This is a genomic window from Vibrio sp. Vb1574 (genome assembly GCF_033338675.1).
In genome coordinates, this window is the sequence record NZ_JAWOTC010000036.1 from 1 (window position 1) to 25948 (window position 25948).

Below are 25948 nucleotides of genomic sequence, written 5' to 3' on the forward strand. Positions count from 1 at the left end.
CACTCAATAGCCAAGAATGGATCAAGTGCTGAGTGTCACACTTTTTCTGTCAATAGGGGCTTGGTGAACACTTACCAAAAAGCTACCTGGTACTAGGTAGCTTTTTGTTTTTGTCTACTATTTTAAGAAGCAAGTCCCTTTACTCACTGTTCTCACTATACCTTTAGAGCATAATTCGATTAACCGATAAGAGCTGGAATGCCTGGAAGCTGACCAACAATAGCAAGGGAGCCTGCACAAACGATAAACGCAGTGCCAGGAATCAGATATTTATCTTTGCGCGATAGTTCGTTAGCACGCTCATGGTCGCCGATAAGCCCGAGGTTATCCAACAGCATCGTGATTGCCCAACCGAAGACTGGATTAACGAATGCACAGGCAAAAATACAGATACCTGCACTGAGTGAATCTTTATGCTTATGGATCATCTGCATACCCGCTTCTAAAAGTGGTAAGAATACACCGACAATCAAAGCAACACGCAGAACAGGCTCCCACATTGCTAGATCCATTGGGTAGCCAATTACCGCCGCCGCAATACACATGAAACCCGTTAACAGTGCGCCACCTGGAATAGGACGTTTGGCAATTGCGGCTGGAATCATGTACGTACCCCAAGAAGAAGCTAAATTACCGCCACCTAATAGTGAACCAACCCCCTGACGAACAGACGCTCCGACCATCGTGTCGTCGACATCCATGAGTACGCCTTTCGCTTCTTTTGGGTAGTTAAGTTCTTGAAACACACGATGGCCGAGATAATCAGGGGACCACATAGCGACTGCCAATAGAGCAAATGGAGTCACGGCAATAAAGTGCTCTAGGGTTGGCCAGCCTAACTGCCAGCCTGTATCTTCCCCCCACCAGTAGAATGGACTGAAATTAGGCAGGCCCGGCTCTGTGGTAAAAGTGAATTCCGCTCCCATCATATAAGCAACAATACCCGCGAGTGCAGAGCACAATGGGATAGCGAGCCAACGTTTATTGATCTTGGCTAAGTAAGCGTAAACCATAACGGTTAGGCCTATGACCACAAACGAAATGTAACCTTGGTCCGTACTTGCAGCCCACGCTTCCGTCTTATTAATTTGCCCGAGCAACCCAACAGCACCAAGGTAGATCAACAACCCTCCTCGAACCCCGATACCAGTCAGAGTCATGAGTTTAGAACCACCTTTGGTTAAAGCGAGAATTAAACCAAAAACACATACCATCAAACCTAACGCGAGAGGGTGTCCTCCTGCAGCTGCAATCATAGGAATCAGCGGTATCATTGGGCCATGGGTGCCCGCTAAGTTTGCATTCGGGTTTAGGATGGCAGAAAACAGAATGACGAACAGGGCTCCAGCGATAAGTAATTCGTAACGCACGTTTTCTGCAATGAATTCCGGAGATAAACCAAACTGAGCAGCAAAAGCGGAAACCATGGCAGTGACCATCACCACCTTACCAATAGTTGCTGCTAATGCAGGTACCCAGTCTTCGATTTCAATACTGTAATCACGTGAGGGCAAATGAATTCCCCAGCGACGGAAGCTCATGACGGTTAAATCATGATTTAGAAAGTCTTCTCGGTTTTCAAATTCATGCGGTTTTTTGCGCACATCCCTGTAAAAAGTCTTACTTTTGTCAGACATTGAGTCATCCTTTTATGTTTCAACGTTGAACTACGTCAACTAGAGTTTCGCTTGGTAGACAGACCTTCGACCAATACGAGACAACACCCACATCAAACTTCTAGGCCATACTAAGAAAGCGGCATGAACCAATTTTGATTTTGAGCTTATTAAGCATGTGTTGCTATGGGTAGGAATATTAGACATTAGTAAAAGAACAACAAGAATCTCACTTATTATACAATAATTTAACATCGAGCTAGGACGCTTGAACTTTTCTGAGTCATTTTTGAGCAGAGATCCAAGTAGAACGGCTAATTCCTATTTATACTTTCAAGGTAGAGAGCACTGTGCTCGCATCCATCGCAAAGTAACTATCGATATCTCTGCATTGTATACTTTGTTAAACTCCGCCCTTTAATGAGTAAGGCCCTTAAAAATGATGACTGACGAAGAGAGAATCGAGCTGCAACAGAACAATCCACTGCACGGGTTGAAGCTAGAGACTATGTTGCAAGAGTTAGTGGATTTTTACGGCTGGGACATTCTAGATACAGCAATGCGCTTTAATTGCTTTAACACTAAGCCTTCGATTGCAAGTAGCGTGAAGTATTTAAAGAAAACCGAATGGGCGAGAGAAAAATTAGAAAACTTTTACCTTTATCGCTTTAAGCGCATGCCACGCGCGAGCGAAGAAGAATACAACTTACCACCAAGAGCTCGTACGTTCCCTCATGGCCTTGAACCTAAAGAGCCAATGCCGCTAACCGTTGACTCTATTCTTAAGTCACAAGCCAAAGCAGCGTCTGCATTTAAAAAGCGTTCACCTCGCGGACGCCCTGCTCGTCGCCAATAACACTATCTTGAAAAGCAATAGAGCCCTACTGGTAGCTCCAGCAGGGCTCTATTGTTCTTTAAAGGAATGGCTAGAAGCGAAGACTCAAGCTAGTGAGCATTCCATTTCTCCAACAACTCCCGTAATTAAACTCACATGTAGTTTACGTTTTCTATTGATTACGCTTTTTCTTCTTTTTACCCGTACCTGCAGGCTTCGCTCGCGGCTTCATTGGTAAAAAGTAGGCTTCACTCTGATCGTTTTCCACTTCAAAACCGACTACCTGCTCGCGTTCAAGTTGAAACTTATTTTTCTTTTCTATCACTTTGAAATGGTGGTAGTCGTCGTAATCGATAAGAGATAACCCTAAACCTACTTCACCAGCACGACCACTACGACCGATTCGATGCATATAATCAGCAGGGCTACGCGGAAGATCGAAGTTAATCACCACTGGAAGTTTTTCTATATCAAGGCCGCGTGCTGCGATATCGGTGGCAATAAGAACTTGAATCTCGCCAGACTTAAAACCGTCAAGGACACGAGTACGAGCGCCCTGCCCTTTATCACCATGGAAAACTTCAGCGGTAATACCGCGTTTTGACAACTTTTGAGCTAAATGATTACAGGCATTCTTAGCATTCACAAAAATCAGAGTCTGTCGCCACTGATGCTGTTTGATTAAGTGCGCGAGTACCGCCGTCTTCTCACCTTTATTTACACTAAACACGCGCTGCACCAAAGTGCTGGCTTCTGCGCTCTGCAACTGAACTTCAACAGGGTCGCGGAGCAACTGCTGAGCCAACGTCGTCACTTTATCAGGGAAAGTTGCAGAAAATAACAGCGTCTGTTTCTTCTCTGGGAGTAACGCAAGAATCTTATTCAGTTCTTCGGTAAATCCGAGGCTCAACATACGGTCGGCTTCGTCAAGAACAAGCGTTTTTACTTGGTCCAACTTAATCGCGTTACTGGATACCAGATCAAGTAATCGACCCGGCGTTGCAACAATGATGTCACAGCCACCACGAAGCGCCAGCATTTGTGGGTTCACCGATACACCACCAAATACGGCAACCGTTTTGATCTTATCTCTGAGATGGTATGAGTAAGATTTGACGTTATATGCCACCTGTGATGCCAACTCACGAGTTGGTACTAAAATCAGGTGGGAAACGAAGTTGCCACGGCGATTGTTTGATTCGTCTTGCTGAACAATTTTTTGCAAGATTGGCAGCGAAAAAGCAGCGGTTTTACCAGACCCCGTATTGGCACCACCAATAATATCTTTCCCTTCAAGGATATCAGGAATAGAACGGGATTGAATGGGCGTCGGTTGGCTGTATTCCAACGCTTCTAGTCGCTCGACTAATGTTGGAATCAGGCCAAGATCGGCAAATGTCGCTTGCTGTGTTTTATCTGTCATTACAATGAGTGGCTCAGTGCTAGTAAAGGCCGTGTATCTTATGCTATTTCGCGTCTGGATGTTAGAGATAATGGCCCAAACAGAAGATTGGTGAAAGAAGCACTATAGGGTTCAGGAACTTCCTTTCACTAACATGAGTTAATGGTTTCGATAACCAATACTCTACGACCAAGATGGTAGCGTTCGCGACAAGCAAAGGGAAAAGGAGCCAGGCATTCTGACTCCTGTAAAGCAAAATACAGCTTGAGAAAACCCTATAGCTTATAATTGGCGAAAAATGCGTTACGACAAATAGAATATTAGCAACTAATGGATAACTTCAAGTATTGAGAGCTAGCGCATGACATGTACATACGCTAGCAGGGTGCTTGTGCCAAGAGCTTGAAAGATGATTTAATCGCACGAACTAGGGTCTAAAACATACGTCCGACTTGAGGATTTTAATGTAAGTTCTTGTTCAGAAGTACATTCAATATAGTCATATTGCTTTATTTTTTCTCTCGTGTTGTTATCTAACCATATGGCAGAGGCAATAGAACTTAATACTATTATCGCTATAGAATATAGCCCTGTTTTTGTCGAAAATGGTACTTTTAGTAATAGTTCTGTTGACCTGTGTAGCATAGCTATGGGAATGATCGCTATAAAACCAAATATTAGAAGGCCTACAAAAGAAGCAACATTGTTCACTAAACCTGCTAGTTTTACTTTAGGAATGATACCGATTGAGTTGTTAATGCTAATTAACTCATTAATTGAGCTGTAGCTCAACCACACCATAAAAACCATAAGAGGCCAACTAGCCATCACTTTAAGCCAACGCTTTATCTTTAGTCTTCGGTTAAATTTTTCATTAGAAATCATTAATAGTTTTCTCTACTTGATTCTTCATCGGTTCCGTGAATTTAAATTGGTCATCTAGTTTAGATATTTCCTTTCCTACAATAAACGCAGTAACAGCGAAAATACCAAGTGTTAGAGCGGTTGGCACAACAAGTACCGTACTTAATGTTGCGACTCCCAGAATAGTTATTCCTTGAGCGATAACTCCTGCGGCAATGCCCTTAGATATATCCGCTGTAAATTGGCCGACCACTTCACCTAGCGTTTTTTCATCATGTAGAATGTAGTCAACCGCATTAACCGCACCACTAAACACAAGTTCAACATAGATGTTGCCTTTCAAGAAACTGACATTGCCTTGAACAGTATTTAGAGCATGACCAATTTTAAGCATTTGTGGTGTTGCTTCTTGCCAACGGATACCTAGGTCTAAATATTTAGGCTTGTAGTTCTCAACCACAATATTCATTACACCATTGATATTGACAGCTTTAGCGGTTGCCCCCAACCGCCAAGCTCTTTAGCGACCTCATAAGCGCCTTTAAGCCCCATGCCTACGCCAGTGTAGTCCTTGCCGTTCGAAAGTTGTCCATGCGAGTCTTTGATGAGCAAGTCTAAATACTCGTTACCTTCTTCAACAGTCAGTACCGCAATACTCACGTTCTCTTGTTGAGAGGTGTCCCACTGATATTCTTTAGCTTGCTTTTGTAAATCATCGTTCCATTCTTTTTCTGTTAGGTCGTAAGCTTGTTGGACCGCTTTGCGTTCAGCAAGAACGCGCTCTCTATTTTCAGCCCATCGTTTCTCATCGCTCGCGGTAGATCTCAGCTCTTCCTGACGTTCTCAGCGTTGACGTGCTGCTCGTTCTCTAGTGGTTTCTTGTCTTTCTTCTGGGGCTACAGGAGAGGATTCATATCTCATGGGAGTCGGTTTTACTGATAAATAAAAAGGATAATAACAATATTTTCAGTGATTTATCATCCCCAACAAGATTGCATGATGATTTAACCAATTAAATAGGCAGTTTGACTAATCAAACAAGCACAATGAAGGCTCAATAGTGTTGAGTTACATTCAATCGGATAACTTTTCGTAGGGTAAAACGTACGAACCAAATTTTGTAGAGTATTTATTCCAGTTCTTTTTTGGGGCAAAAAAGAGTCAGCCTAACGGTCTGGCTCTTTTGAATGAAAAAATAGTCTGGTGGGAGAACTTGTAAGGCTGTGGCAGGTTACACTCACTTACTCCTTAGGCAGGTGACCAGTTTCCTTCGCAAGCTTTTGCATCGCCTCGGCAAACGTTGTTGTCCCGCTTTTAGCTTTAAGCTGTATTACCTTATATCCCAACTTTTCCAACGCTTGGCGCTCTGCCAAAACAGCTTTGTCATTGTGTTGGCTACCTTGAGCTGGCTGATGAATGTAACATCCCTCTAGTTTACCATCTTCGACCAATTGGTGATGTTTCAGTGCATCGATATCAAAATTCATAATAAGTCTTTTCATTAAGAGTGGGAGTTTCTGTGGCTAGTTACATACGCTTCAAAGGCTTCACGACACTATCTAAGCCTTCAATTTTGAGCGCTAAACATAGCTTGAGCAAATCCCCTAGCTCGCCGCTTGGCCAGCCCTTTTTATCAAACCAAAAAGAATCAACTTTCTTCGGGAAAGATCACAAATTGTATCATTGAGTACTATACATATTCATGTCGATAGTGTCATAAAAACCAAGATAAACTCTAAAAGTTGTATTCATCAGAAAGCCATCCAGCGCGAGGAAACTCGCCCAGCTCTAGATACAAAGGACGGAAAAGCTTTCAACAACAGCAAAGTCCGAGATAGTTAAAGGTGCATCCGTAAAGAATTGGCAGAGAATGGTAATAGCCTTAATGCAAAACTATTACAGCAAACATAAAATGGGCTTCGCTTCGAACCAGTTGTCTCTGGTCGTTACCGCACGGCTCCGAATCAAAAATGGGCGGGTGATATCAGATATTTTGCCACAAGCGAAGGTTAGCTGTACTTGACTATCATCTTTGATCTTTACTCACGACAAGTGATCGGTTGGTCTAGGGATACGTGGATGATAGCTACGCTAGCCTGTGATTTACTATCTATGGCACAGTTCCGTCGAGGCTCCCCTGAGTAGGCTTGTTCATAGTGTTCGAAATAGCCGATATTACTCAAAAGACTATCGAGGCTGAATAACGAATTACAATTTAAAGTAGCGCATGATTAGAAAAGGAAACTGCTGGGATACTGGCTGTATTGAGAGTTTTTTCCATTGTGTGAAAGTTGAAGCGATCCAATACGAGCCGATCATGACCAAAGATGAGATGCGCCAAACGGTCTTCGAGTAGATTGAGGTTGATTTTATTCTTACTATTAGGCTCAGTGCGCTTAGTTATTTAAGCCCAGTACACTTCATCAAGCAACATGTCGCTTAATGAAGTGCCCAGTCTGGTTGGAATAGGTCACTATTATAATAAACGCATTCTGTGACAGAGAGTGAGTCAGGTAGGTCACTCTCCTTAAACATCAGCTATGCACGACGTTCGGAACTGAAATAGTCATACAATAAATCAAGTGGTGTATGTCCCGCATGTTCTAACACTCTCGCTCGCAGTATCCCTTCTGTGCAATCGGCTAACTCCTCCCAATCTGGATTGGAACTCAGAAACAACTCTCCACAACTGTCAGGAGTGTTTTTGTTCCAGATTTCCTCAATCTGATATTCGAGGTCGCCATTAAAATCTAAATTATCTTCCAGATCTTCAACAAAATTATCCCATTCATCCAAGGTCATCCATATGCCACCTGCACCATGAACATTAAGAGAATAAAACTCAAAATCTGGAATATATGGTGATGGTTTTGATAGGAATGGAATATTTAATACTATGCCATCAGGATCAACGGCAGCACTTAACTGCTGGTCAGAGCCACAGAATACATCACATTTTAGGAGTCTAGAATAACGCGCCTTGCTTGCTAACTCGTCACTTAGTCCTGCAAATTTGAGCGCCTCAATTAGCTCTTCAGTCCTGATCAGTGCCGACTCTTGTTTTTGCATGGACTGATAACAATTGAATCCAGCGTTTCTAGCAAGTTGCTGAAATCCTTGATTTAGAGAACATCGCCTATTTTCTAGTGGGATAGTACGAAACTCCGTCTTAAAAATATCAGATAGAATCTTGGTCGATACCTCAGAGAAAGACGCATATGCATTGGTTAACATAATTTATCACCTTATAGCTGGCTAATTTACCGAACGCGTCTGTTTTTGTTGATACGGCATACCCCAGCATGGATTCATTATTACCAAATAGGAGCCCTCATTTTTACAGCAGACGCACCATTGCCATGAGTGGCAAATATGAGTATACAGAATTATATAAAACTGACAAGATATTATTTTATAAGGAAAAAATACTTTTATTTATATTAGTGCATGCGATTATGAATAAGGAAAAAAATACTTTTATTTATATTAGTGCATGCGATTATGAATAAAAAACGAAGTAAATTTATTTACGCAGTAGGCCTATATTATCGAATAGGAGGTAGTTTATGAGGGTTTTATATATAAACGCTTTTTCACTTTTATACTCAGAGCGTTATATCAATAACAATGAATCAGTTCGCAATGCATACCGATCCGGTCACTATAAAACCGCCCTAGATGTCATGGAGTCGATACCACACGATACCCTGTCAGCAAAATTGCTAGAAAGAGCAGCTTTATCGGTAGGAATGTTAATTTATCCAGTAGAGCCTAGGGGAATTCGAGATTTGATTATCAATATGCAGGTATTCAATAAGGCATCCCTAGCACCCGATATTAACTGGCTAGGAGTACTGCGAATGGGTAGCAACAACCATATTGCACGCATACGAAAACACGTTGAAATAGCTCGTGTAAGTGAGTGGCGCAGTTGTGGAGATTTGTTTTACTGGGAACTGAATCATCTGCAACACCTGCATTTAAAAAGCCCACCGGATAAAGGGGTAACACCACAACTATTACGTCAAATCCGAGCTATCAAACAGGTAAAGTTATGAATGATGATAAACAACAAGAAGAATTTGAAGAAGGCTCCATCAGATTTATGCAAACAATCCTACAGGAAAAGGCGCTAGCATCTGTGGTTATGGGAACAAATGGCAATATTGTAATCCAGTATTGCGATAGCATTACCGTATACAAGCAGGACAACTCTGCGGATCTGGCTGCTAAGTTACTGAAGCTAGTAGCAGAAGCTCAATGCAATTAGAGCTTTGGGAAAACAAAATCAACAGCCTCATGCTTGTTATCACGCACATGAGGCCAATGATGTACCGAACTAATTTAGTTTAGAGCACAATAATCTAAATAATCAAGAAAACAATTTATCAAATGATGAGAAACGGTGTTCAGCTCAAAAGCTGTTATTTTTTGTTAAGGATGCTTATATATTAATCAATAGAGAGTTTGGTTAACAATTAAATACTGGATTAAAAAATGATCAGCGAAAGGCAAGATTCATGCTAACTATGAAGAACGCTTGGATAACGTGGCTAAAGGTGGCCGTACCCTTAACCTCAAAACTAGCAATCCAAGACCTTGAGATCAGAATTAGTATTTAGCTCATCATTCCAGATCGGAATTTGTATTTCACCCGCGCTCTTAGATCGGAATTAGCATTAATCTATCCCTTCTAACTCAGAATTAGCATCTAACAACCCAGTTATAAAGCGGAGTTAGCACCTAGCCCGTAATTGATGTACCGAAAGTAACCAATATATTGGAATAGCTGACAACCAGTATTTTAATGACAAAGATCACACTTTAGACTGAAGAAAAAACACACAAAAAGCATAAAATCAATGAGTTGAAATCAACTCGCGACTTGTATGCCATTATTTTGCCACTTCCCATACCTACTAATCTCTGTGACTATCGCTTCAGTACCAGTGAGTAATTGATAAGAATTACGTTGACATTGCTGAACCATTATTCGGCATAGCTGAGAAAGTGAGCGTAAGTATTACAACCAAATACTTCCGCACAGTGAAGAAATCACCATGAGTTATAAAAAAATGGAACATTACGAAAAAATTATCATCAAGGGTTTGCTTGGCGGTGGCAGTACGAACGAGGCTTTTTCAAGCCGTTTAATTCAGGGCACTGGAATTGAGAAAGTCGAAAGTGTGAGCGAAATGTGGGCTTACCTCGAAGGTGAACTTCAGCAGAAAGTCATTGATGTGATTGAGTCAGTTTTTTGTGAGGAAATTGATACTAACAATCTAATCAAAGGATTGGTTAAGCATGTTGCGCAGCGGGGTGCCCTTGCTGAATATTATGCATTAGATCTCTCGGAGCGTAGCCAATTTACCGAAGACGAAGAACGTGAAAAAATAATGGAATTATTCGAAGCGAAGAAAAAAATCTGGGAAGAAAAAGAAAAAACGTTCAATGCACATGACTATTACAACGCAGAACCAGAGCCAGACTGTGTAACGTGTCGCGAGTGCCGTACTGATTTTTACGATTACACAAGCGATGCGCGTAGCATTTGGGACACTGGAGCCTGCCTTCGTTGCTACATAAAGGGTGAAGTTCAATGAGCAAAAGCATTAGAAAGTGGGTAGCGATACCAGATCGCCACGATGAATACTTCGACGGTAATTTCAATGAACTTGACGGGTATTATAAAGACGATAGCTCCATGAAAAATATTTATAACTCTTACAAAGTGAATGATGATGACGTTGTTTTTTGCGACCATTGCGACACGGAAGTAATCGAAACTGATAGTTGGGCGGACGCTGCAGTTTGTCTTGGTAGTGGTGAGGTTATCGAAGATGCTTGGGCGGGTTCTAGGTATCGCTGCCCTGCTTGCGATACAGTCGGTTACTGGTATCCATCTTGATCGAAAGCTGTCGAATTTGTAACCTTTGGATGTAACCCACAGATATTACATGTGTGGGTTCATAAGTTGTATCCAGCACGATACAAGCGCTAACATAAACTCCTGTTAAATATTGTTTTTCGACTCACCTTAAAATCTGGGTGAACGCTTTTGCTCACCCTAAATTTACTGAAAGTCTATTTAATGAAAAAAAAACACATTGTCAACACTCATTGAACTCGCTATCAATGAGGACGTGTCCTCTTTTCTCTTAATCGGTGTGTAGTCTTACTCAGGGACAAAAGCGCCTTAGTTCATTCATTACTGGTGCCCTTTCCAAAATTCTTCAATTTCCCATAACGCGCGGCTGCCCATTACTTCTCTGATTGATTGGATCACTTGTTCATATTGATCTGAGGAAAATTTAGACCACCTTGCAAGCTCAGCCTCTTTCCAGCGAGACTTCAGTCCTCCGATATTACTTCGGCACAAAGCGTTCAACAACACAGCATCTATGGGAGGGTGCAAATCGACGACCTTTACGTGCGAATCATATCCCCCGCAAACCAAAGCCGATTTTAAGTACATGTTGATTAATTTGGCGGCGACCCCATGAGTAAAGGTCAATCCTATTTTACTCGCTTCAGCAATAAGTTGTTCACGCCATAGGCGGTGCTGTTTATCAATGTCCACTCTTGCTGGTAGTTTATCTGGATTGTCAACCAATGTGTCTAGACCTATAGACTCGATAAGTTGTTTACCTTGTTTTACCGTAAACCTTGTCTCCTTGACACTTGACGCTCTGGAAGCTGCCCATGCAGATAAGCGATGTTTATGTTCAGTTATTGTGTATGTCATCGGTTTAGTTTTTTCTCATTTAGGGACACAAGCAAGTTAGCTGCAACTTGCTACAACCCAATCGTAAACTGGCTGCAACGTATTGAATCCCTTTTTAATATTAGTGCTAATGTCACCCTCCAAACTAACTGCTGTCCAAACTGTTAGGTGGGGAGATACGTCTTTCGAAAGTTTTCTGCCATCTGAAACCAAGGTGACACTTTGAGACTTCTTACGTGAACGGAAGTTTCTAGTTTCATCTAAGCAAGAAAGGGCTTCTTGTAAAATTTGATGCCAAAGCTTTTGAGACATTTCTGACAAGAGGTACTCTCTGCCTCCAAAAAATTTTTCAACGATGTTTAAGCGACTTGGGCCTTGCCATGCATCTCTCATAAAACGGAGCGTGATTAGATCTGGAGAAGAGACACTTGATTTGAGAAGTTCTATGTCCGGTAGATTAAGGATAAAGGGTGAAATTAACCACTTTCCAGTATTTTGGCTACCCTCAAGATTAACGCCCAATCTTACCAGTCCATTGCTCGTATCGACGGCAAGATTCCATTGAACACCTTGGTTACCGTCACTAATACCAAACAATGGTGTATTTAGTTGTCCAAAAGGCTTTCCTTTGACGGAGAGTTGAGCGTTGAATTCCTGCAAAACCTCAGTGTACTGGGAGTCAACACTATTAAACTGTGGTTGATGCTTTTTCTTTTTTCTAGTCCGTTTCTCGTCTTCAACCAACTTAATTTCTGTGGGATCAATCATATAAATAAGCTCTTGTTTATCTATGATCGATTTAACTGCAATGTTGGCATCATCTGCGCTTAAATTGAAAAACTCTCGCCTAACCTGCCTTAAGGGCGCAAGTTTTTGATGAATTAGGGACTCAAATGTTTTGCAATCGTTGACAGGGAAATAGTACGCAACCGACCAGATAAAATCTCCTGTCGAGCTATTATTAATTTCCTCACATCTTTTATAGGGACTACGTGTAGTCATTCCTATCTTGCATACCGGAAGAACAATGTCTTTTACTTCCAATATGTAAACGTAACCTTTTGATTGCATCGTCTTGAATTGACCTTAAATGAAACAGAATGTTTAAATTACAAGGTGGAGTGCGGATGAGTCAATCTCGTTGTCGACAAACACGATCTTACGTTACCTGAAATTGCGTCTAGCTATCAACGGGACAAAAGCGCTATAGAACACCCGCTCTAAAATTCGCTCATTGCCCGTTAATGGCTGTACCTGTAGTGTGGTACAGCAATGTTAGAAGGGAGGTGCGACCATCACATCAAAGCCACCATCATACGCACCATTACACACACCAAAGCCTACCTTCTAAAGGTAGTTTGGAAACAAATCAGTTTGGATTTAAAGAAATCTCTGTTTTAATCCATCGTTACTGAATTCTAAGAAGGAGCCTAAAGTGGAGGAATTTGTTCGGTATATTGATAAGCTAAACTCTGAAGACAGAATGAACTTGTTTCATGTAGTAAATGCCAGCCTTGGTGAAAAAGAGTGTGAGCTAACTCTATCTATCAAATCGTCAGAACCAGAGTTATCTAGTGATTGGTTGATTTCAATCTCACACCACCGTACAAGCGTGTGCGTCGTAGCACACTACCTAAATCTTTGATAACCTGCCTACATTAATACCAAATTTCGATTAGGAATACTTATGAGCTTATCTGGTACGATGAACCCAATGTATTATTACCTTGGAGATGGGATCTATTGGAATTGGGATCGGGTGCAAGATGATGAATTGCAAGATGTCGAAATCTCAAGGGAAGATGTAGAACGCTCAAAGGCAGATGACCTCGCTTCTAAATATGAAATACAAATGGCTGAAGAAGCCTTTTCGAAAAGTTTTAGTTCCAGTGAAGCATATAGGTCGTATCATTTTTTTAACGTATTGATTTCTAATATGTCATACATTGCAAATAGATATTGTCAATACGAAAGTTTATCTAAAGACTATGCGGAAGTAGCTATGCAGAAGGATGTCCTTAAGGATATTCTCTTTGTGCATGCTACTGATTTAGGTATAAATCTCACTCTTAACCACATTAAAAAGCTTGATGAGATTGTTCTAGACGCCTACAACAATAAAAATCGTAATAGTGTCTATAATCGTGTAGGTACATTACAGCGTTTTATACATCAATGCTCTCTAGATGAAGGTAAGCAAATCGATCACTTAGACAGAGAAGTGATGAGAAAGTTGCTTTCACTGTGTAGGTTGCATATTGCAATATCAGATGTCAGGAAAAAGAACATAGATCTGATTAAGGGCGAGTTAATCCAAAATAATTTCGATTCAAAACATAATTCATCAGTTCCTTATGTAAAGATGTTGAATAGAAAATATATTCAACATTGGAAGAAAAGGCACCTTAGAAGCTTGCTTCATTTCTGTCCTGAAGCTGAAAGATGGACTTTGAAAGAGCTGATCAATCTAAAGCAGCCATTCGACAAGGTGGCAGTACAGAGAGTTATTTTTAAGAAATATAAATGAGAAAAGTAAGTTTAGTAACCTCACCTGATGTGTTTGACGCCCCTCGCGAAGAGCCATCTTTCATTTTTTTAAGGAAGAAAAAGAATAAACGTATTGATAGGAAGATTATTGCAATATCCAGTAATGGCCATGTTATTTACAATGGTCAATATTGCATTCCTAGTGAAGAGTTCATGTACAACAACAAAGACAGTGAGTGCTTGCATATGGTGCTTACTGACCGTGAGCTGCTAAACATTAAGGAGTTTGCTGTTAGATATAATGTTAGGGTTTGCAGCATCGAATCCTATTATCCGTTCTTTAGTTATATCAAGTACAGTAACGACTTAGAAATAAACTTAGATAACCTAATCAATTCTCTTCATTACGCTAAATCTTTGGGGTTACAAAACCATTCGTTCTCAAAAGTAGTAACTCAAGGTTTTAGGAATACTCTGGTAAACAAGCTCTACATGAAGAATGAGTTTGATAGCAAGTTCTATTTTGCTTACAGTGAACCTTACCAAGAGGTTTTCAGGTTCCTTGAAGCTAGAAAAAACAGGACTATCGTCGCTTTAGACTTCAACTCGATGTTTGCTTCTTGCTTAAAGGGGGATTTTATTGATCCTAAACATTTAGAGTTTGTATCAATTAAAGCTGCTTATGATGGAAATGAACTCTCCGAAGGAATCTATAAAGTAGCTTTAAGGAACCCTAAATCATCTTTCATTAGAAGTTATCATCTTTTTAGGCTTACAAAAGATTTTAAAAAATATGCTTTTTCTCTTTCCGGCATCAACGAGATTGAAGCTACACTTCACAAAGAAGAAATAGAGTATTATCACAAACATTTTTCAACTATTTGGATTGATAGTGGTTATATCTCAAAAACCACCATCGGGCATCCACTATACAAGAAAAGTACCGACCTGTATAAAAAACGATTACGCTCCAAAAATCTAGGCAAAAAAACATTAGAAAAAAAGTATAAACTCGAACTCGCTATGCTTCACAGTATCACTAATTCCAAAAGCTTTAAAAGCCGTGAGTTTAGAAACCTAAATGAGGTTTCTACCTTCCTAAGAAAAGAGTTTGGTATAGACTTAGATTTCTCGAAAGAAGCATCCGTAAAGAATTTTTTCAAACGTAGTCATTTCTCCCTTAATCGAAACTCTAAAGGTTTCACACTTCGCTATGTGGACATTTATTCCAAAGTTTCCGCCTATAGTTTGTCATCACAAGTTATGGCTAAGGTTAGACTTAAAATGCTTACTCTATTAGAAGAATTATTAAGAATAGACAAGATAGAGTTGTGCTACATAAATACTGATTGTGTACATGTTTCGTTTCCAAAAGATTCAGAGAAAGATTTTTGGGAGAAAACTCAGCACCTAGTTGGTGGTGAATTAGGTAAATTGAAAGTAGAAGCCATTGCCGATAGTGGCTACTGGTTTGATGTTGGCCGATATTTCCTGTTCGACAAAGGCAAGGTCGTAAAATTTAGTAATTCTGGATTAAACCACAGAGGTAATACCAAGCCTTTTCTTTTAACTAAACCAATGGTCATGCACTACAAAAGTAGCACCTTCTCGCACGTCACGAAGGTATATTCACATTTTTCTAATCTACTCACTTACAGTAAAAAGCTGGTTCAGAAGAATGGGTATAGCGATTACGCTCGATTTACGGCTGCGCAGATTCTAGAGCCTACCTCACTGGCACTACTCGAGCAGGAAGAAAGAGAGAACAGCTCTGTAATTAAGCTCGAAACGTACCATTCGCTGATGAAATCTAACCACATTTAGTGTAAGATCGCACTCGTAGCAAGTGGGGAGATTTATCTATTGCTACTACTAGTGTTCCTCGAGGACTACGTCCTATAACGTTAGGTTTAGGCCTTGCTAAAGAGCCACCCCCGCTGGCTCACCATTAACAATGGAACTTCCCACACTAATAACGATATCTTTTATCTGTTTCATTCGCACTGTTTATCTGTGGTTTAGTTGGAATTTGAACTAATGCGGCGTTCGAACATAGAGAAACCTTACCTTTGTTTGGGACAAAAGCGCCTTAGAGCTGTCAGTCTAAATGCGCTTATTGCCTACCATAGTTCCACAACTCTCTCGGAATAAAATGATTCTATTGCATTTACGTTAGTCGACACGCCAAGTTTGAAGAGCTTGGGTAGCCATCCATTTTTGTTGCTCATTAACTGATTCCAAGTTCCATTTATTGTAATCAGTTACCTTATTAGCAAGGTGGTACCCAGACTTTGCATATGCCGCTTTTTTCATTTCAAAATCTGCGCGCTTTAAGTCGTCTTTATCTAACAGGATCATATTCCCTAGTCGATCTTTAACATCATTAATGCCTTCACCAAAGGAGTCAACCCATTGCTTTTCAGGATTATAAGGACAGATGTGCTCAAGAGTCGTCTTATTAAAATCGCAGTGATGGCCTAGATAGCTTTCTATTTCTGCAAGGAGGAATCTGATTTTTTTCGCAGTTTGACGGCTAGGCATTCTATGGAATTCAAATGCGTTGAAAAAGCTATTATCATCAGGATATAAACGATTAAATTCATCACAGTTTTTAATGTGGCTAGCCCTAGTAAAATCCCCTTTAGATACTTTCATGGCTATTTGGTTATAGATAGACTCTTGCTCACTTGGTGATAAGTGACAAATGACATTATACCGTATAGATAATACATAAAGATATTTTACTGCTTTTACAAATTCACTTGGGGTGAATTTATTGAATGCAGGTAATAATATTGTCAGAGGTTGCTTGATATTGAAGAGCCGTATTCCAACTAGATAAGGCAAAGCATTACGGTACTCTTGGTCTTGTTCTCCCCACCATGCATCACTTGGATTTATCAAAGATGCGTATATCGGTGCATGCTCAATAAGTGAAGTAAGGTATTTGTATGCCTCTTCAGGTGTATGCACAACTCTTCTCATTGAAGAGAATAGCTCTTTCTTTGTTACCATTTTACGGTATGAGTTGTGATGGTACCGCACGAAATCTGACACGTTGCTCTCCCCGAGCTGCGCAATTATTTCTGACCATTGTTCGTCTAGATCATCCAATTCTTCATCATCGAAATTGGCATCTTTAGTGACTATGGAAAAAAGGTAGTTTTTCAATAAGTCTGGAGTAGAAAGTTGCACACCACGCGCATTCAAGGTTTCAAATACCTTGTACGCGTTCAGATCATCTTGAACAATTATTTTGGTGAACACCATGGCAGAAGAAATATCTACAATGAATTGAGCAATTTCAGCCCCTGTATTACCAAAATTCTTCTTGGAAAAAAACTCATAGCACTTTCTAATAAGTTTATTCGTGGAGGTAACTCCTCGATTGTTAGGGGCTTCAAGTGTCGCACATATCTTTTGGAAGAATCGATTGTTGTTGCGGTTTAGCTCAAGTTTGCTAACTATTTTAAGAGAAACAAAGTTCTTATTTCCAACAAATTTTTTAGTTATTTCATCAAGTCTTTCTTTGTTTTCCTCTTCCTCTTCACCTCTAGCAATCATTTCTTTGATTGCTTTCATCGCAGCTAATACTATGAGAGATAGAGTCACTAATCGTTGCTGCCCATCGATCACTTCGTATTGGTATTGTTCTTTTTGCTGAAGAACTATGTACCCCATATAGTGGAAACCTTCTTCATCTAGAGCCTCTATATCCGTCCAGAGGTCTTCCCACTGTTCAATGTCCCAAGCATAGTCACGTTGAAATCTAGGTACAATGTACTTATTTGAGCCACCAATTAACTCATTAAAGTTTTCGTTCTTTGGTTCCATCAGCATAAACTGCTTAGCCATCTCTAAGTTCCTATATCTGCAATTAGAAGGAGTTAACTTAGCAGTAGTATGGGTGATTACTGCTCATATTCTTAAGTCTCACAACTCTCCGAAATCCTTAGCGCATCTTCAATCTCAACACCAAGGTATTCAATAGTACTTTCTAACTTAGCATGTCCAAGAAGTAACTGGATAGCACGTAAGTTCTTGGTTTTGGCATAGATCAAAGAAGCTTTGGTACGACGTAGCGAATGTGTGCCGTATTGAGTTTTGTCTAAACCGATATCCGTTACCCATCGGTTAACCATGGTCGTGTAGTAATGGTAAGAAATTGGCTGACCTTCACGACGTGGGCTTGGGAAGACGTAGTCGGTTGGTGTCAGACCATTCAGGATAATCCATTGAGATAAGGTTTGTTGGGTCTTAGGCGTGATCTCGAAGTGTACTTCTTGATGGGTTTTCTGTTGCTTCACAATAGCTCGTGACATCACGCAGCCACTACGGCTAACGTCTTGTACCTTTAGATTACGTAAGTCACATGCTCTGAGCTTGCTATCGATGGCAAGGTTAAACAGCGCCAATTCAAATAACCGTTCCTCAAGCTCCAACCGAATACGGATTCGCCAAATGTCTTCCAATTTGAACGCTTTCTTCTGCCCAACTCTTTTTCCTTTATTCCAAGCAACCATAATGTGCTCCTTACTTCATAAAAATCACTGTTAAGTAAGGCAGAACTCAAGGAAATTTGCGTAGTTACTGGTATCATAAGGCCAATTTTTCGAACTCAAGAAACCCGTAATGAACGAACAAGAACAACTATTCCTGAAAGAGCTGGAAAGCAAGCTCTGGACAGCCGCAGACAAACTCCGTGCGTCACTCGATGCCTCTCAATACAAACATGCGGTGCTTGGCTTAATATTCGTTAAGTACGTGTCTGACGCCTTCACGCTTCGCCAAGAAGAACTAAAACAAGACTTCGCTAACCCTGATCACGAGTACTTCCTCGATCCTGAAGGTTACACGGCTGAAGAACTTGAACAAGAAATCGCGATTGAGCTGGAACAGCGTGATTACTACAAAGAGAAAAACGTGTTTTGGTTACCTACTGAATCTCGTTGGAAGTTCCTGCAAGACAATGGCCCGATGGTCATTGGCGGTGCCGATTTGGTTATTGATGGTAAGACGAAGAAAATCACGTCTGTTGGTCACCTGATTGATAATGCATTGGAGGGGATTGAGCGTGACAACCAGAAGTTAAAAGGTGTACTCAACAAGCACTACGCATCGCTAAAAATTGATCAGGCAAAATTGAATGAGCTGATTAACCTTATAGCGACCATTCCATTCAATCATAAGTCGCTTAACAGCAAAGATATTCTTGGTCATATTTACGAATACTTCTTAGGCCAATTTGCGCTTGCTGAAGGTAAGAAAGGCGGCCAGTTCTACACGCCTGCATCAATCGTTTCGCTGATTGTTGAGATGATTGAACCGTTTGAAGGCCGTGTGTATGACCCTGCAATGGGTTCCGGTGGTTTCTTTGTGCAATCAGAGAAGTTTATTGAACGTAGAGCCAACCAAAAAGATATCGACCCACTCACGCAAAAACAAAGAATCTCGATTTACGGTCAGGAGTACAACTACACCACATGGCAGCTTGCTGCGATGAACATGGCAATCCGTGGGTTGGATTATGACTTTGGTAAGGAACCTGCCAGTACCTATACCAATGACCAACATCCAGATTTACGTGCCGATTTCATCATGGCTAACCCACCTTTCAACATGAAAGAGTGGAATACGGGTGTTGACGATAACGATCCACGCTGGGTTTATGGTACACCACCATCAGGTAACGCCAACTTTGCGTGGATGCAGCATATGCTGTACCACCTTGCACCAGATGGTTCTCAAGCCTTACTTCTTGCTAATGGTTCGATGAGTTCGACCACTAACAACGAAGGAGAAATTCGTGCGGCATTGGTCGATAACGATTTGGTTGAGTGCATGGTTGCACTTCCGGGACAACTGTTTACCAACACGCAGATCCCTGCTTGTATCTGGTTTTTAACCAAAAACAAGAAAGCACGTACTGATAAGTCGGGTCGAAAACTGCGTGATCGTAAAAGCGAAGTGCTGTTTATTGATGCGCGTAACCTTGGCTATATGAAAGACCGTGTACTGCGTGATTTCACTAGTGACGATATTCAGAAAGTTGCTGACCTCTACCATGCTTGGAAAACGGGTGAAGAAGTTAATGGTGTGGTCTACGAAGACCAAGCAGGCTTCTGCAAATCCGCAACTTTGGCAGATATTAAGAAACACGATTTTGTGCTCACTCCGGGGCGCTATGTTGGTGCTGCTGAAGAGCTAGATGATGGTGTCCCATTTGGTGAAAAGATGGCAACCCTAACTGCTAAATTGAGCGAGCAGTTTGCAGCGTCAGCGGCGTTAGAAGCTGAGATAAAGAAGAACCTAGCGGGGTTGGGTTATGAGCTGTAATTGGCCTTTATCGACTTTAGGTGACTTTGTGTCATTGTTTACAGGGTTTCCTTTTAAAAGCAAACAGTTCTCTGACGTTGAGGGCACGAAACTGCTTAGAGGGGACAATGTTGCTCAAGGTACTCTGCGCTGGGAAAACGTCAAGCGTTGGACGAATGAAAATTTAGTAGACAAGCACAAGAATTATTTACTTAGAGAAAATGATGTAATTCTAGCAATGGATCGCCCATGGATCGAAGCTGGGTTGAAATTCTCTCAAATAGAAAGTCGTGATTTACCATGTTATCTCGTACAACGAGTAGCGTGTCTTAGGGCAAATGACCCAGATGATCAGGACTTCCTTAAGTTTATCATTGGCTCAAGGGCTTTCACTGAATATGTAAAACTAGTGCAGACGGGGACTGCTGTGCCGCATATAAGTGGAAAGCAAATATTAGCATTCGAATTTAGATTACCGCCCAAGGATGTGCGTATATCAATTGGTAAAACCTTGTCGGATATAGACAAAAAAGCATCGATAAACACCCAAACCAACCAAACCCTTGAACAAATGGCACAAGCCATCTTCAAGTCGTGGTTTGTCGATTTCGATCCAGTCAAAGCCAAGATGAACGGCGAGCAACCAGAGGGTATGGATGCAGCTACTGCCTCGCTATTCCCCGATAAGCTAGTTGAGTCTGAGTTGGGTTTGATTCCTGAAGGTTGGGAAATTAAGCCTATTAAAGATCTTTGTTCCAAAGTTCAAAATGGCGGCACCCCTAAGAGAAGTGAATCTTCATATTGGGATGACGGTGATATCCCGTGGTTGACCTCCGGTGAAGTTCGACAATCAATCATCACGTCAGTTGAGAATCGAATTACCCAGTTGGGGTTGGATAAGTCTTCAGCTAAATGGGTGCCTGAGTTATCAACGTTGGTAGCTCTCTATGGTGCGACCGCAGGTGAAGTTTCCCTAACATCAATACCTTTGACGACGAACCAAGCTGTTTGTGCATTGATGCCTAAAAAAGAGCATCAATGGTACAACTATCTACAGCTTAAAAGTCGGGTAGCAGAATTAGCAGGAAAAGCTGTTGGTTCAGCACAACAAAACATTAGCAAAGGGCTTGTTGAAAGCACTGAAGTATTGAGTGTTCCAGAGTCATTACTAGAGGCTTTTAATGCTCAAGTCGAAAACTTATTTAAGCTTCGTATTTGCAATTTGCAGGAGAGCGTTGAGCTAGCCAACCTCCGTGACACACTACTTCCTAAATTGCTTTCCGGCGAAATCGAGTTAGGACAAGCTCAAGAATTAGCAGAGGTCGAATAATGGCAACCCGAGTAGAAATGATTATCGAAACGCTCAAGGCGAACCCCGACAAGAAGTTTACTGCTCGGGATTTAGCCAAAGAATTTGTGCTTCGATATCCAGAAGAAATCGCTGAGAAGCAAGCAAACCCGCGATACAACACCGAAGAAAAGCTTATCGCCCAGCTCGCGGCAGAAATTGGTGGGGAACGTACTGAAAGAGCGAAAATCGTTTGTCCTAATGTCGCCACTCGTGACAAACCAAGACCTCGGGTTTATTACTGGGAGCAGAAGCCTACATCTGCTCATCAGGAAGATGATCTTAGCGATGCAGATGAATCAGACATCGATACTCCTCTCGTGCCGCAAAGCTTAAGCGAGCACGATCTCTACCCAATGTTGATTGAGTACCTCAGCAAGGATTTGGGTCTTTACTGTCAGCGCATTGACGAGCGTAAATCTAAAAACTCTCATGGCAACGGTGGCAATCACTGGTTACATCCTGATGTGGTGGCGCTAGAGCCGCTCGACCAAGGTTGGGATGAAATTGTGAGAAGCTGTGTGCGCAGTGGGAATCACAGCTCGGTTCGACTTTGGTCTTTTGAAGTTAAGAAACATCTTACCAAAGGCAATGTACGAAAATACTTTTTCCAAGCCGTATCGAATTCGAGTTGGGCCAATTTCGGCTACCTTGTTGCCACAGGCTTAAATAGCGACGTTGAAGGTGAGCTGCAAATGTTGTCGAGCTTGCACGGGATTGGCGTACTGATTCTGGATACTGAATCTTTGTTTGATAGCCAAATACTCATTCCAGCTCAAGAGAGAGTCAACGTGGATTGGCAATCTGCAAACCGAATCGTCTCTGAAAATAGGGATTTCCACCATTACATTGAGCAGGTTGGCATTTATAACCAAACCGGACGGTTGATTAAGAGCGCATGGAATAAATAATAAGGATAAAGGCTTAATGATTACTGAAGAGCAACTAGAACAACAATGCCTCGATTGGTTTAAAGAACTTGGTTATCAATACCAAAATGGCTATGACATCGCGCCGGATGGTGACACACCCGAGCGTGAAAACTATCAGCAGGTCACGCTACAAGCACGTTTAGTGTCGGCACTGGAAACGTTGAACCCGACTGTACCGAGTAACACCTTAATCGAAGTGGCGAAAACCGTTGCCACGCAGCAAACTCCAATCCTGATCAAAAATAACAAGGCTTTTCACCAATATTTAATCGAAGGTGTGCCTGTTGAATACTCGGTAATGGAGCAAGAACAGTGGGTGACCAAGCATACTCATGTTCGATTAATTGATTTTGAGAACCGCGAGAATAACGAATTCTTAGTGGTCAATCAGTTCACCATCACAGGCACCAAAGTCAATCGTAGGCCAGATGTGATTGTCTTTATCAATGGCTTGCCTTTGGCAGTGATAGAGCTGAAAAACCCAGCCGATGATCACGCCGATATTTGGAATGCTTACAATCAAATCCAAACTTATAAAGAAGAAATCGCTGACCTCTTTGTGTTCAATGAAGCGCTGGTCATTTCTGATGGTTGGACGGCGCGAGTCGGCTCGCTTACCGCGAACAAAGAGCGCTTTTTGCCATGGAAGACGATAGAGAGTGAAGACGATAAACCGTTACTCGAATTCCAATTAGAGACCATGGTGCGTGGCTTCTTTAAGCCTGAACTGTTGCTCGATTATATTCGTTACTTTGTGTTGTTCGAAAATGATGGCGACAAGATCATCAAAAAAATCGCAGGTTATCACCAATTCCATGCCGTCCGAGCTGCTGTTAAGGCAACCGTCACGGCTGCCACAACGTCTGACCAAATTACAGAGCCACGAGCAAATTACGCCAATACCGTGGTGCCCGGAAGTAAAAAAGCGGGTGTGGTTTGGCATACTCAGGGAAGTGGAAAAAGCATTTCGATGGTCTGTTACGCAAGTAAATTGCTGCAACAACCAGAAATGAATAACCCAACCTTAGTAGTGGTTACCGACCGTAATGACCTAGACGGCCAGCTATTCAATACCTTCACCATGGCGCAAGAAACGTTGAAGCAAATCCCTCAGCAGGCTGAAGATCGTGATTCATTACGCGATTTACTGCTCAATCGTCAATCCGGTGGCATCATCTTCACAACCGTACAAAAGTTTGCGCTGCTCGATGAAGAAATGGCACATCCGATTCTTTCTGAGCGCTCGAATATCGTGGTGGTTTCCGATGAGGCACACCGTAGCCAGTATGGCAATAAAGCTCGCTTAGTAGATGTTAAAGACGCAGATGGCAATGTGATTGATCAGCGTTATGTTTATGGTTACTCCAAATACATGCGTGACGCGCTGCCAAATGCCGCTTTTATTGGTTTTACAGGTACACCGATATCGATGGACGATAAAGACACTCGCGGTGTCTTTGGTGATTATGTTTCTATCTACGATATTCAAGACGCGGTCGATGATGGCGCGACAGTGCCGATTTATTACGAATCTCGCTTAGCCAAGCTCGATATTAATCAAGATGAAATCGAAGCGCTTAACGATCAGGTCGAAGAGGAGATTGGCGAAGACGAAGAAACGGAAAGTCGCGAGAAAATAAAATCGCAGTGGTCAGCACTTGAGAAACTGGTTGGTGCAGAGCCGCGAATCAAACAAGTTGCCCAAGATTTGGTAGAGCATTTTACGACTCGCTGTGAAACCTTTCCGGGCAAAGCGATGATTGTTGCCATGAGTCGCGAGATTTGTGTGGATTTATACGATGCCATCGTGGCTATCAAACCCGAATGGCATAACGAAGATCCAAACAAAGGCGCGATCAAAATCGTCATGACAGGCAGCGCCGCTGATAAAGCAAAAATGCAGCCTCATATCCATGATAAGAAAACCAAGAAGTTATTCGAGAAACGCTACAAAGATACCGATGACGAATTGCAATTGGTTATTGTGCGCGATATGTGGTTAACAGGCTTTGATGCACCTTGCTGCCATACCATGTATATCGACAAGCCAATGAAAGGCCATAATCTTATGCAAGCGATAGCGCGTGTGAACCGCGTGTTTAAGGATAAGCCCGGAGGTTTGGTTGTTGACTATATTGGTATTGCCAATGAGCTTAAAAACGCACTTAAGACCTATACCAACAGTCAAGGGAAAGGTCAGCCCACCGTCGACACCGCCGAAGCTTTCGCTGTCTTCATGGAAAAAATAGACGTGATTCGCGGTATGTTTGCCATGCCCGTCGATGGTGATGTATTCAACTATCGTCCAGGTTTTGAAACCAAACCTCTGCAACTGCTTCCGGGAGCCGTGAACCATATATCTGGTCTCTCACACCGCAACAGCAAAGGCGAAGAAGTTCGTGATGGTAAACGCCGCTTCCTAGATGTCATGGCTGCACTGATGAAAGCGTTCTCGCTATGTAATACCTTGGATGAAGTGGACGGCTATAAGAGCGAAATTGCCTTTTATGGAGCGATTAAAACAGCATTCCTAAAACATTCTACGGTTGACAAAAAACGCAGCGACGAACTACGCAACTCTGCTTTGCGCCAGATCCTCAACAATGCCATTGTGGCAGATGGAGTCGATGACATCTTCAAAACCGTTGGCTTAGATAAGCCCAATATTGGCTTGCTCTCTCCTGAGTTTTTGGAAGATGTTGCCAATATGAAAGAGAAGAATTTAGCCGTAGAACTGCTAGAAAAACTGCTGCGCGACGAAGTGAAAGCAAGAATGAAAAACGATGTGGTGCAAGAGAAAAAATACTCAGAGCGCATCATGGAATCGCTGCGCAAATACCATAACCGTAGTATTGAAACCGCACAGGTAATAGAAGAACTGATCCAGTGGGCCAAAGAAATGCAGGCGGATAGCGAGATGATGGAAAAGCTCAACCTGTCTACCGATGAAATTGCATTTTACCGTGCTTTGGTCACCAACGAAGCTTCTGTGCGTACCTTAGGCGACGATAACCTGCGTCAACTCGCCATTGAACTCACTCACCAACTGCGTAAGTCCGCTACGGTAGACTGGCAGAAACGTGAGAGTGTGCGAGCAAGGATGCGTAACCTTGTACGTCGTTTATTGCGTCGCTGGAAGTACCCACCTGATGCCGCTGAAGAGGCGATTAAGCTGGTTCTGGATCAAGCAGAAGTATTGGCTGATGGGTGGTATAAGTAACTAAAAAGGCAAGGGAAACCCTTGCCTTTTTATATGGGCTAATTTAGGCATCACTCAGAAATTTTTAAAGTCTCTGAATTTTTCACTAGTGAAAAACTTGCCATCTCGCCATATATTTCAGCGAAATCGTTAAACCAGCGATTTTTTCACTAGTGAAAATTCTGCCATCTCGCGGTATATCTCAGCGAAACTGTTAAACTAACAA

The 25948-nt window shown here is 41.8% G+C and carries 20 protein-coding genes and 3 pseudogenes; 12 read left to right on the top strand and 11 right to left on the bottom strand.

Going from position 1 to position 25948, the window contains the following annotated elements; all coding sequences use genetic code 11:
- Nucleotides 1-179: 179 nt before the first annotated feature.
- The gene (locus R7O12_RS18180; protein WP_062730944.1) at nt 180-1637 is read right to left on the bottom strand and encodes a DUF3360 domain-containing protein; all 1458 of its coding nucleotides are present in this window, start codon (nt 1635-1637) and stop codon (nt 180-182) included.
- A gap of 418 nt (nt 1638-2055) precedes the next feature.
- Between R7O12_RS18180 and R7O12_RS18185 the strand changes: the two genes are divergently transcribed.
- A complete protein-coding gene (locus tag R7O12_RS18185; RefSeq protein ID WP_005375544.1) occupies nt 2056-2472 on the top strand; it encodes a VF530 family DNA-binding protein in 417 nt (138 codons plus the stop codon).
- 151 nt (nt 2473-2623) lie between these two features.
- Here the strand turns inward: R7O12_RS18185 and R7O12_RS18190 are convergent, their stop codons facing one another.
- The 5 genes and pseudogenes from R7O12_RS18190 to R7O12_RS18215 all read right to left on the bottom strand — a co-directional run.
- Entirely contained in the window at nt 2624-3874 is a 1251-nt protein-coding gene (locus R7O12_RS18190) for a DEAD/DEAH box helicase (protein WP_318104351.1), read from the bottom strand.
- 393 nt (nt 3875-4267) lie between these two features.
- On the bottom strand, nt 4268-4738 hold the full coding sequence (locus R7O12_RS18195) for a hypothetical protein (RefSeq protein ID WP_017821094.1): 471 nt from the start codon (nt 4736-4738) through the stop codon (nt 4268-4270).
- A pseudogene (locus tag R7O12_RS27310) lies at nt 4728-5638 on the bottom strand (hypothetical protein). Before R7O12_RS27310 ends, R7O12_RS18195 begins: the two are co-directional and overlap by 11 nt.
- Before the next feature lie 320 nt (nt 5639-5958).
- The gene (locus R7O12_RS18210; protein ID WP_213910309.1) at nt 5959-6204 is read right to left on the bottom strand and encodes a hypothetical protein; all 246 of its coding nucleotides are present in this window, start codon (nt 6202-6204) and stop codon (nt 5959-5961) included.
- A 40-nt stretch (nt 6205-6244) separates the two neighbouring features.
- Nucleotides 6245-6358 (bottom strand): annotated as a pseudogene (locus tag R7O12_RS18215) (putative quorum-sensing-regulated virulence factor); the annotation flags it as partial.
- Nucleotides 6359-6472: 114 nt separating this feature from the next.
- Here R7O12_RS18215 and R7O12_RS18220 point away from each other — a divergent pair.
- A pseudogene (locus R7O12_RS18220) lies at nt 6473-7160 on the top strand (DDE-type integrase/transposase/recombinase); the annotation flags it as partial.
- A gap of 95 nt (nt 7161-7255) precedes the next feature.
- Here the strand turns inward: R7O12_RS18220 and R7O12_RS18225 are convergent.
- Nucleotides 7256-7951: a hypothetical protein gene (locus R7O12_RS18225; RefSeq protein ID WP_031850349.1), complete on the bottom strand. Its 696-nt coding sequence runs from the start codon at nt 7949-7951 to the stop codon at nt 7256-7258.
- Between the two features lie 332 nt (nt 7952-8283).
- On the opposite strand from R7O12_RS18225, the gene R7O12_RS18230 reads away from it, so the two are divergent.
- The 4 genes from R7O12_RS18230 to R7O12_RS18245 all read left to right on the top strand — a co-directional run bounded on the left by R7O12_RS18230 (nt 8284) and on the right by R7O12_RS18245 (nt 10625).
- Entirely contained in the window at nt 8284-8775 is a 492-nt protein-coding gene (locus R7O12_RS18230) for a hypothetical protein (RefSeq protein WP_031850348.1), read from the top strand.
- Nucleotides 8772-8987: a hypothetical protein gene (locus tag R7O12_RS18235; protein ID WP_069524866.1), complete on the top strand. Its 216-nt coding sequence runs from the start codon at nt 8772-8774 to the stop codon at nt 8985-8987. The genes R7O12_RS18230 and R7O12_RS18235 overlap by 4 nt, the downstream gene beginning before the upstream one ends.
- A 790-nt stretch (nt 8988-9777) precedes the next feature.
- Nucleotides 9778-10320, top strand: coding sequence for a hypothetical protein (locus tag R7O12_RS18240; RefSeq protein ID WP_024701657.1), 543 nt, complete (start codon nt 9778-9780; stop codon nt 10318-10320).
- Nucleotides 10317-10625 carry a hypothetical protein gene (locus R7O12_RS18245; RefSeq protein ID WP_069524868.1) on the top strand — a complete coding sequence of 103 codons (309 nt, stop codon included), beginning with the start codon at nt 10317-10319 and terminating at the stop codon, nt 10623-10625. The genes R7O12_RS18240 and R7O12_RS18245 overlap by 4 nt, the downstream gene beginning before the upstream one ends.
- A 300-nt stretch (nt 10626-10925) precedes the next feature.
- Here R7O12_RS18245 and R7O12_RS18250 read toward each other — a convergent pair whose 3' ends face one another.
- Complete coding sequence (locus R7O12_RS18250) at nt 10926-11462, bottom strand: hypothetical protein (RefSeq protein WP_025795563.1); 537 nt, start codon at nt 11460-11462, stop codon at nt 10926-10928.
- Between the two features lie 36 nt (nt 11463-11498).
- Nucleotides 11499-12512 carry a GIY-YIG nuclease family protein gene (locus R7O12_RS18255; protein WP_025795562.1) on the bottom strand — a complete coding sequence of 338 codons (1014 nt, stop codon included), beginning with the start codon at nt 12510-12512 and terminating at the stop codon, nt 11499-11501.
- 616 nt (nt 12513-13128) lie between these two features.
- Between R7O12_RS18255 and R7O12_RS18260 the strand changes: the two genes are divergently transcribed.
- Together R7O12_RS18260 and R7O12_RS18265 are read left to right on the top strand one after the other, a co-directional pair.
- On the top strand, nt 13129-13968 hold the full coding sequence (locus R7O12_RS18260; protein ID WP_025795558.1) for a hypothetical protein: 840 nt from the start codon (nt 13129-13131) through the stop codon (nt 13966-13968).
- Entirely contained in the window at nt 13965-15752 is a 1788-nt protein-coding gene (locus tag R7O12_RS18265) for a hypothetical protein (RefSeq protein WP_130545515.1), read from the top strand. The genes R7O12_RS18260 and R7O12_RS18265 overlap by 4 nt, the downstream gene beginning before the upstream one ends.
- 348 nt (nt 15753-16100) lie before the next feature.
- Here the strand turns inward: R7O12_RS18265 and R7O12_RS18270 are convergent, their stop codons facing one another.
- Both R7O12_RS18270 and R7O12_RS18275 read right to left on the bottom strand, forming a co-directional pair.
- The gene (locus R7O12_RS18270) at nt 16101-17783 is read right to left on the bottom strand and encodes a DUF262 domain-containing protein (RefSeq protein WP_203344598.1); all 1683 of its coding nucleotides are present in this window, start codon (nt 17781-17783) and stop codon (nt 16101-16103) included.
- 71 nt (nt 17784-17854) lie between these two features.
- Nucleotides 17855-18451, bottom strand: a complete 597-nt coding sequence (locus tag R7O12_RS18275; protein ID WP_140284035.1) for a tyrosine-type recombinase/integrase — start codon at nt 18449-18451, stop codon at nt 17855-17857.
- 109 nt (nt 18452-18560) lie between these two features.
- On the opposite strand from R7O12_RS18275, the gene R7O12_RS18280 reads away from it, so the two are divergent.
- Genes R7O12_RS18280 through R7O12_RS18295 form a run of 4 tightly spaced genes read left to right on the top strand, consistent with a single transcriptional unit; the run spans nt 18561 to nt 25743 of the window.
- Complete coding sequence (locus R7O12_RS18280; protein ID WP_203344597.1) at nt 18561-20264, top strand: type I restriction-modification system subunit M; 1704 nt, start codon at nt 18561-18563, stop codon at nt 20262-20264.
- A gap of 28 nt (nt 20265-20292) precedes the next feature.
- Nucleotides 20293-21573, top strand: a complete 1281-nt coding sequence (locus tag R7O12_RS18285) for a restriction endonuclease subunit S (RefSeq protein WP_411913085.1) — start codon at nt 20293-20295, stop codon at nt 21571-21573.
- The gene (locus tag R7O12_RS18290; RefSeq protein WP_130545507.1) at nt 21573-22502 is read left to right on the top strand and encodes a COG2958 family protein; all 930 of its coding nucleotides are present in this window, start codon (nt 21573-21575) and stop codon (nt 22500-22502) included. Before R7O12_RS18285 ends, R7O12_RS18290 begins: the two co-directional genes overlap by 1 nt.
- 16 nt (nt 22503-22518) lie before the next feature.
- A complete protein-coding gene (locus R7O12_RS18295; protein WP_130545506.1) occupies nt 22519-25743 on the top strand; it encodes a type I restriction endonuclease subunit R in 3225 nt (1074 codons plus the stop codon).
- Nucleotides 25744-25948: the final 205 nt, after the last annotated feature.

Excerpts from the sequence above, each read along its gene's own strand:
- R7O12_RS18180 (WP_062730944.1), bottom strand. The coding sequence starts at position 1,637 with ATGTCTGACAAAAGTAAGACTTTTTACAGGGATGTGCGCAAAAAACCG.
- R7O12_RS18185 (WP_005375544.1), top strand. The coding sequence starts at position 2,056 with ATGATGACTGACGAAGAGAGAATCGAGCTGCAACAGAACAATCCACTG.
- R7O12_RS18190 (WP_318104351.1), bottom strand. The coding sequence starts at position 3,874 with ATGACAGATAAAACACAGCAAGCGACATTTGCCGATCTTGGCCTGATT.
- R7O12_RS18195 (WP_017821094.1), bottom strand. The coding sequence starts at position 4,738 with ATGATTTCTAATGAAAAATTTAACCGAAGACTAAAGATAAAGCGTTGG.
- R7O12_RS18210 (WP_213910309.1), bottom strand. The coding sequence starts at position 6,204 with ATGAATTTTGATATCGATGCACTGAAACATCACCAATTGGTCGAAGAT.
- R7O12_RS18225 (WP_031850349.1), bottom strand. The coding sequence starts at position 7,951 with ATGTTAACCAATGCATATGCGTCTTTCTCTGAGGTATCGACCAAGATT.
- R7O12_RS18230 (WP_031850348.1), top strand. The coding sequence starts at position 8,284 with ATGAGGGTTTTATATATAAACGCTTTTTCACTTTTATACTCAGAGCGT.
- R7O12_RS18235 (WP_069524866.1), top strand. The coding sequence starts at position 8,772 with ATGAATGATGATAAACAACAAGAAGAATTTGAAGAAGGCTCCATCAGA.
- R7O12_RS18240 (WP_024701657.1), top strand. The coding sequence starts at position 9,778 with ATGAGTTATAAAAAAATGGAACATTACGAAAAAATTATCATCAAGGGT.
- R7O12_RS18245 (WP_069524868.1), top strand. The coding sequence starts at position 10,317 with ATGAGCAAAAGCATTAGAAAGTGGGTAGCGATACCAGATCGCCACGAT.
- R7O12_RS18250 (WP_025795563.1), bottom strand. The coding sequence starts at position 11,462 with ATGACATACACAATAACTGAACATAAACATCGCTTATCTGCATGGGCA.
- R7O12_RS18255 (WP_025795562.1), bottom strand. The coding sequence starts at position 12,512 with ATGCAATCAAAAGGTTACGTTTACATATTGGAAGTAAAAGACATTGTT.
- R7O12_RS18260 (WP_025795558.1), top strand. The coding sequence starts at position 13,129 with ATGAGCTTATCTGGTACGATGAACCCAATGTATTATTACCTTGGAGAT.
- R7O12_RS18265 (WP_130545515.1), top strand. The coding sequence starts at position 13,965 with ATGAGAAAAGTAAGTTTAGTAACCTCACCTGATGTGTTTGACGCCCCT.
- R7O12_RS18270 (WP_203344598.1), bottom strand. The coding sequence starts at position 17,783 with ATGGCTAAGCAGTTTATGCTGATGGAACCAAAGAACGAAAACTTTAAT.
- R7O12_RS18275 (WP_140284035.1), bottom strand. The coding sequence starts at position 18,451 with ATGGTTGCTTGGAATAAAGGAAAAAGAGTTGGGCAGAAGAAAGCGTTC.
- R7O12_RS18280 (WP_203344597.1), top strand. The coding sequence starts at position 18,561 with ATGAACGAACAAGAACAACTATTCCTGAAAGAGCTGGAAAGCAAGCTC.
- R7O12_RS18290 (WP_130545507.1), top strand. The coding sequence starts at position 21,573 with ATGGCAACCCGAGTAGAAATGATTATCGAAACGCTCAAGGCGAACCCC.
- R7O12_RS18295 (WP_130545506.1), top strand. The coding sequence starts at position 22,519 with ATGATTACTGAAGAGCAACTAGAACAACAATGCCTCGATTGGTTTAAA.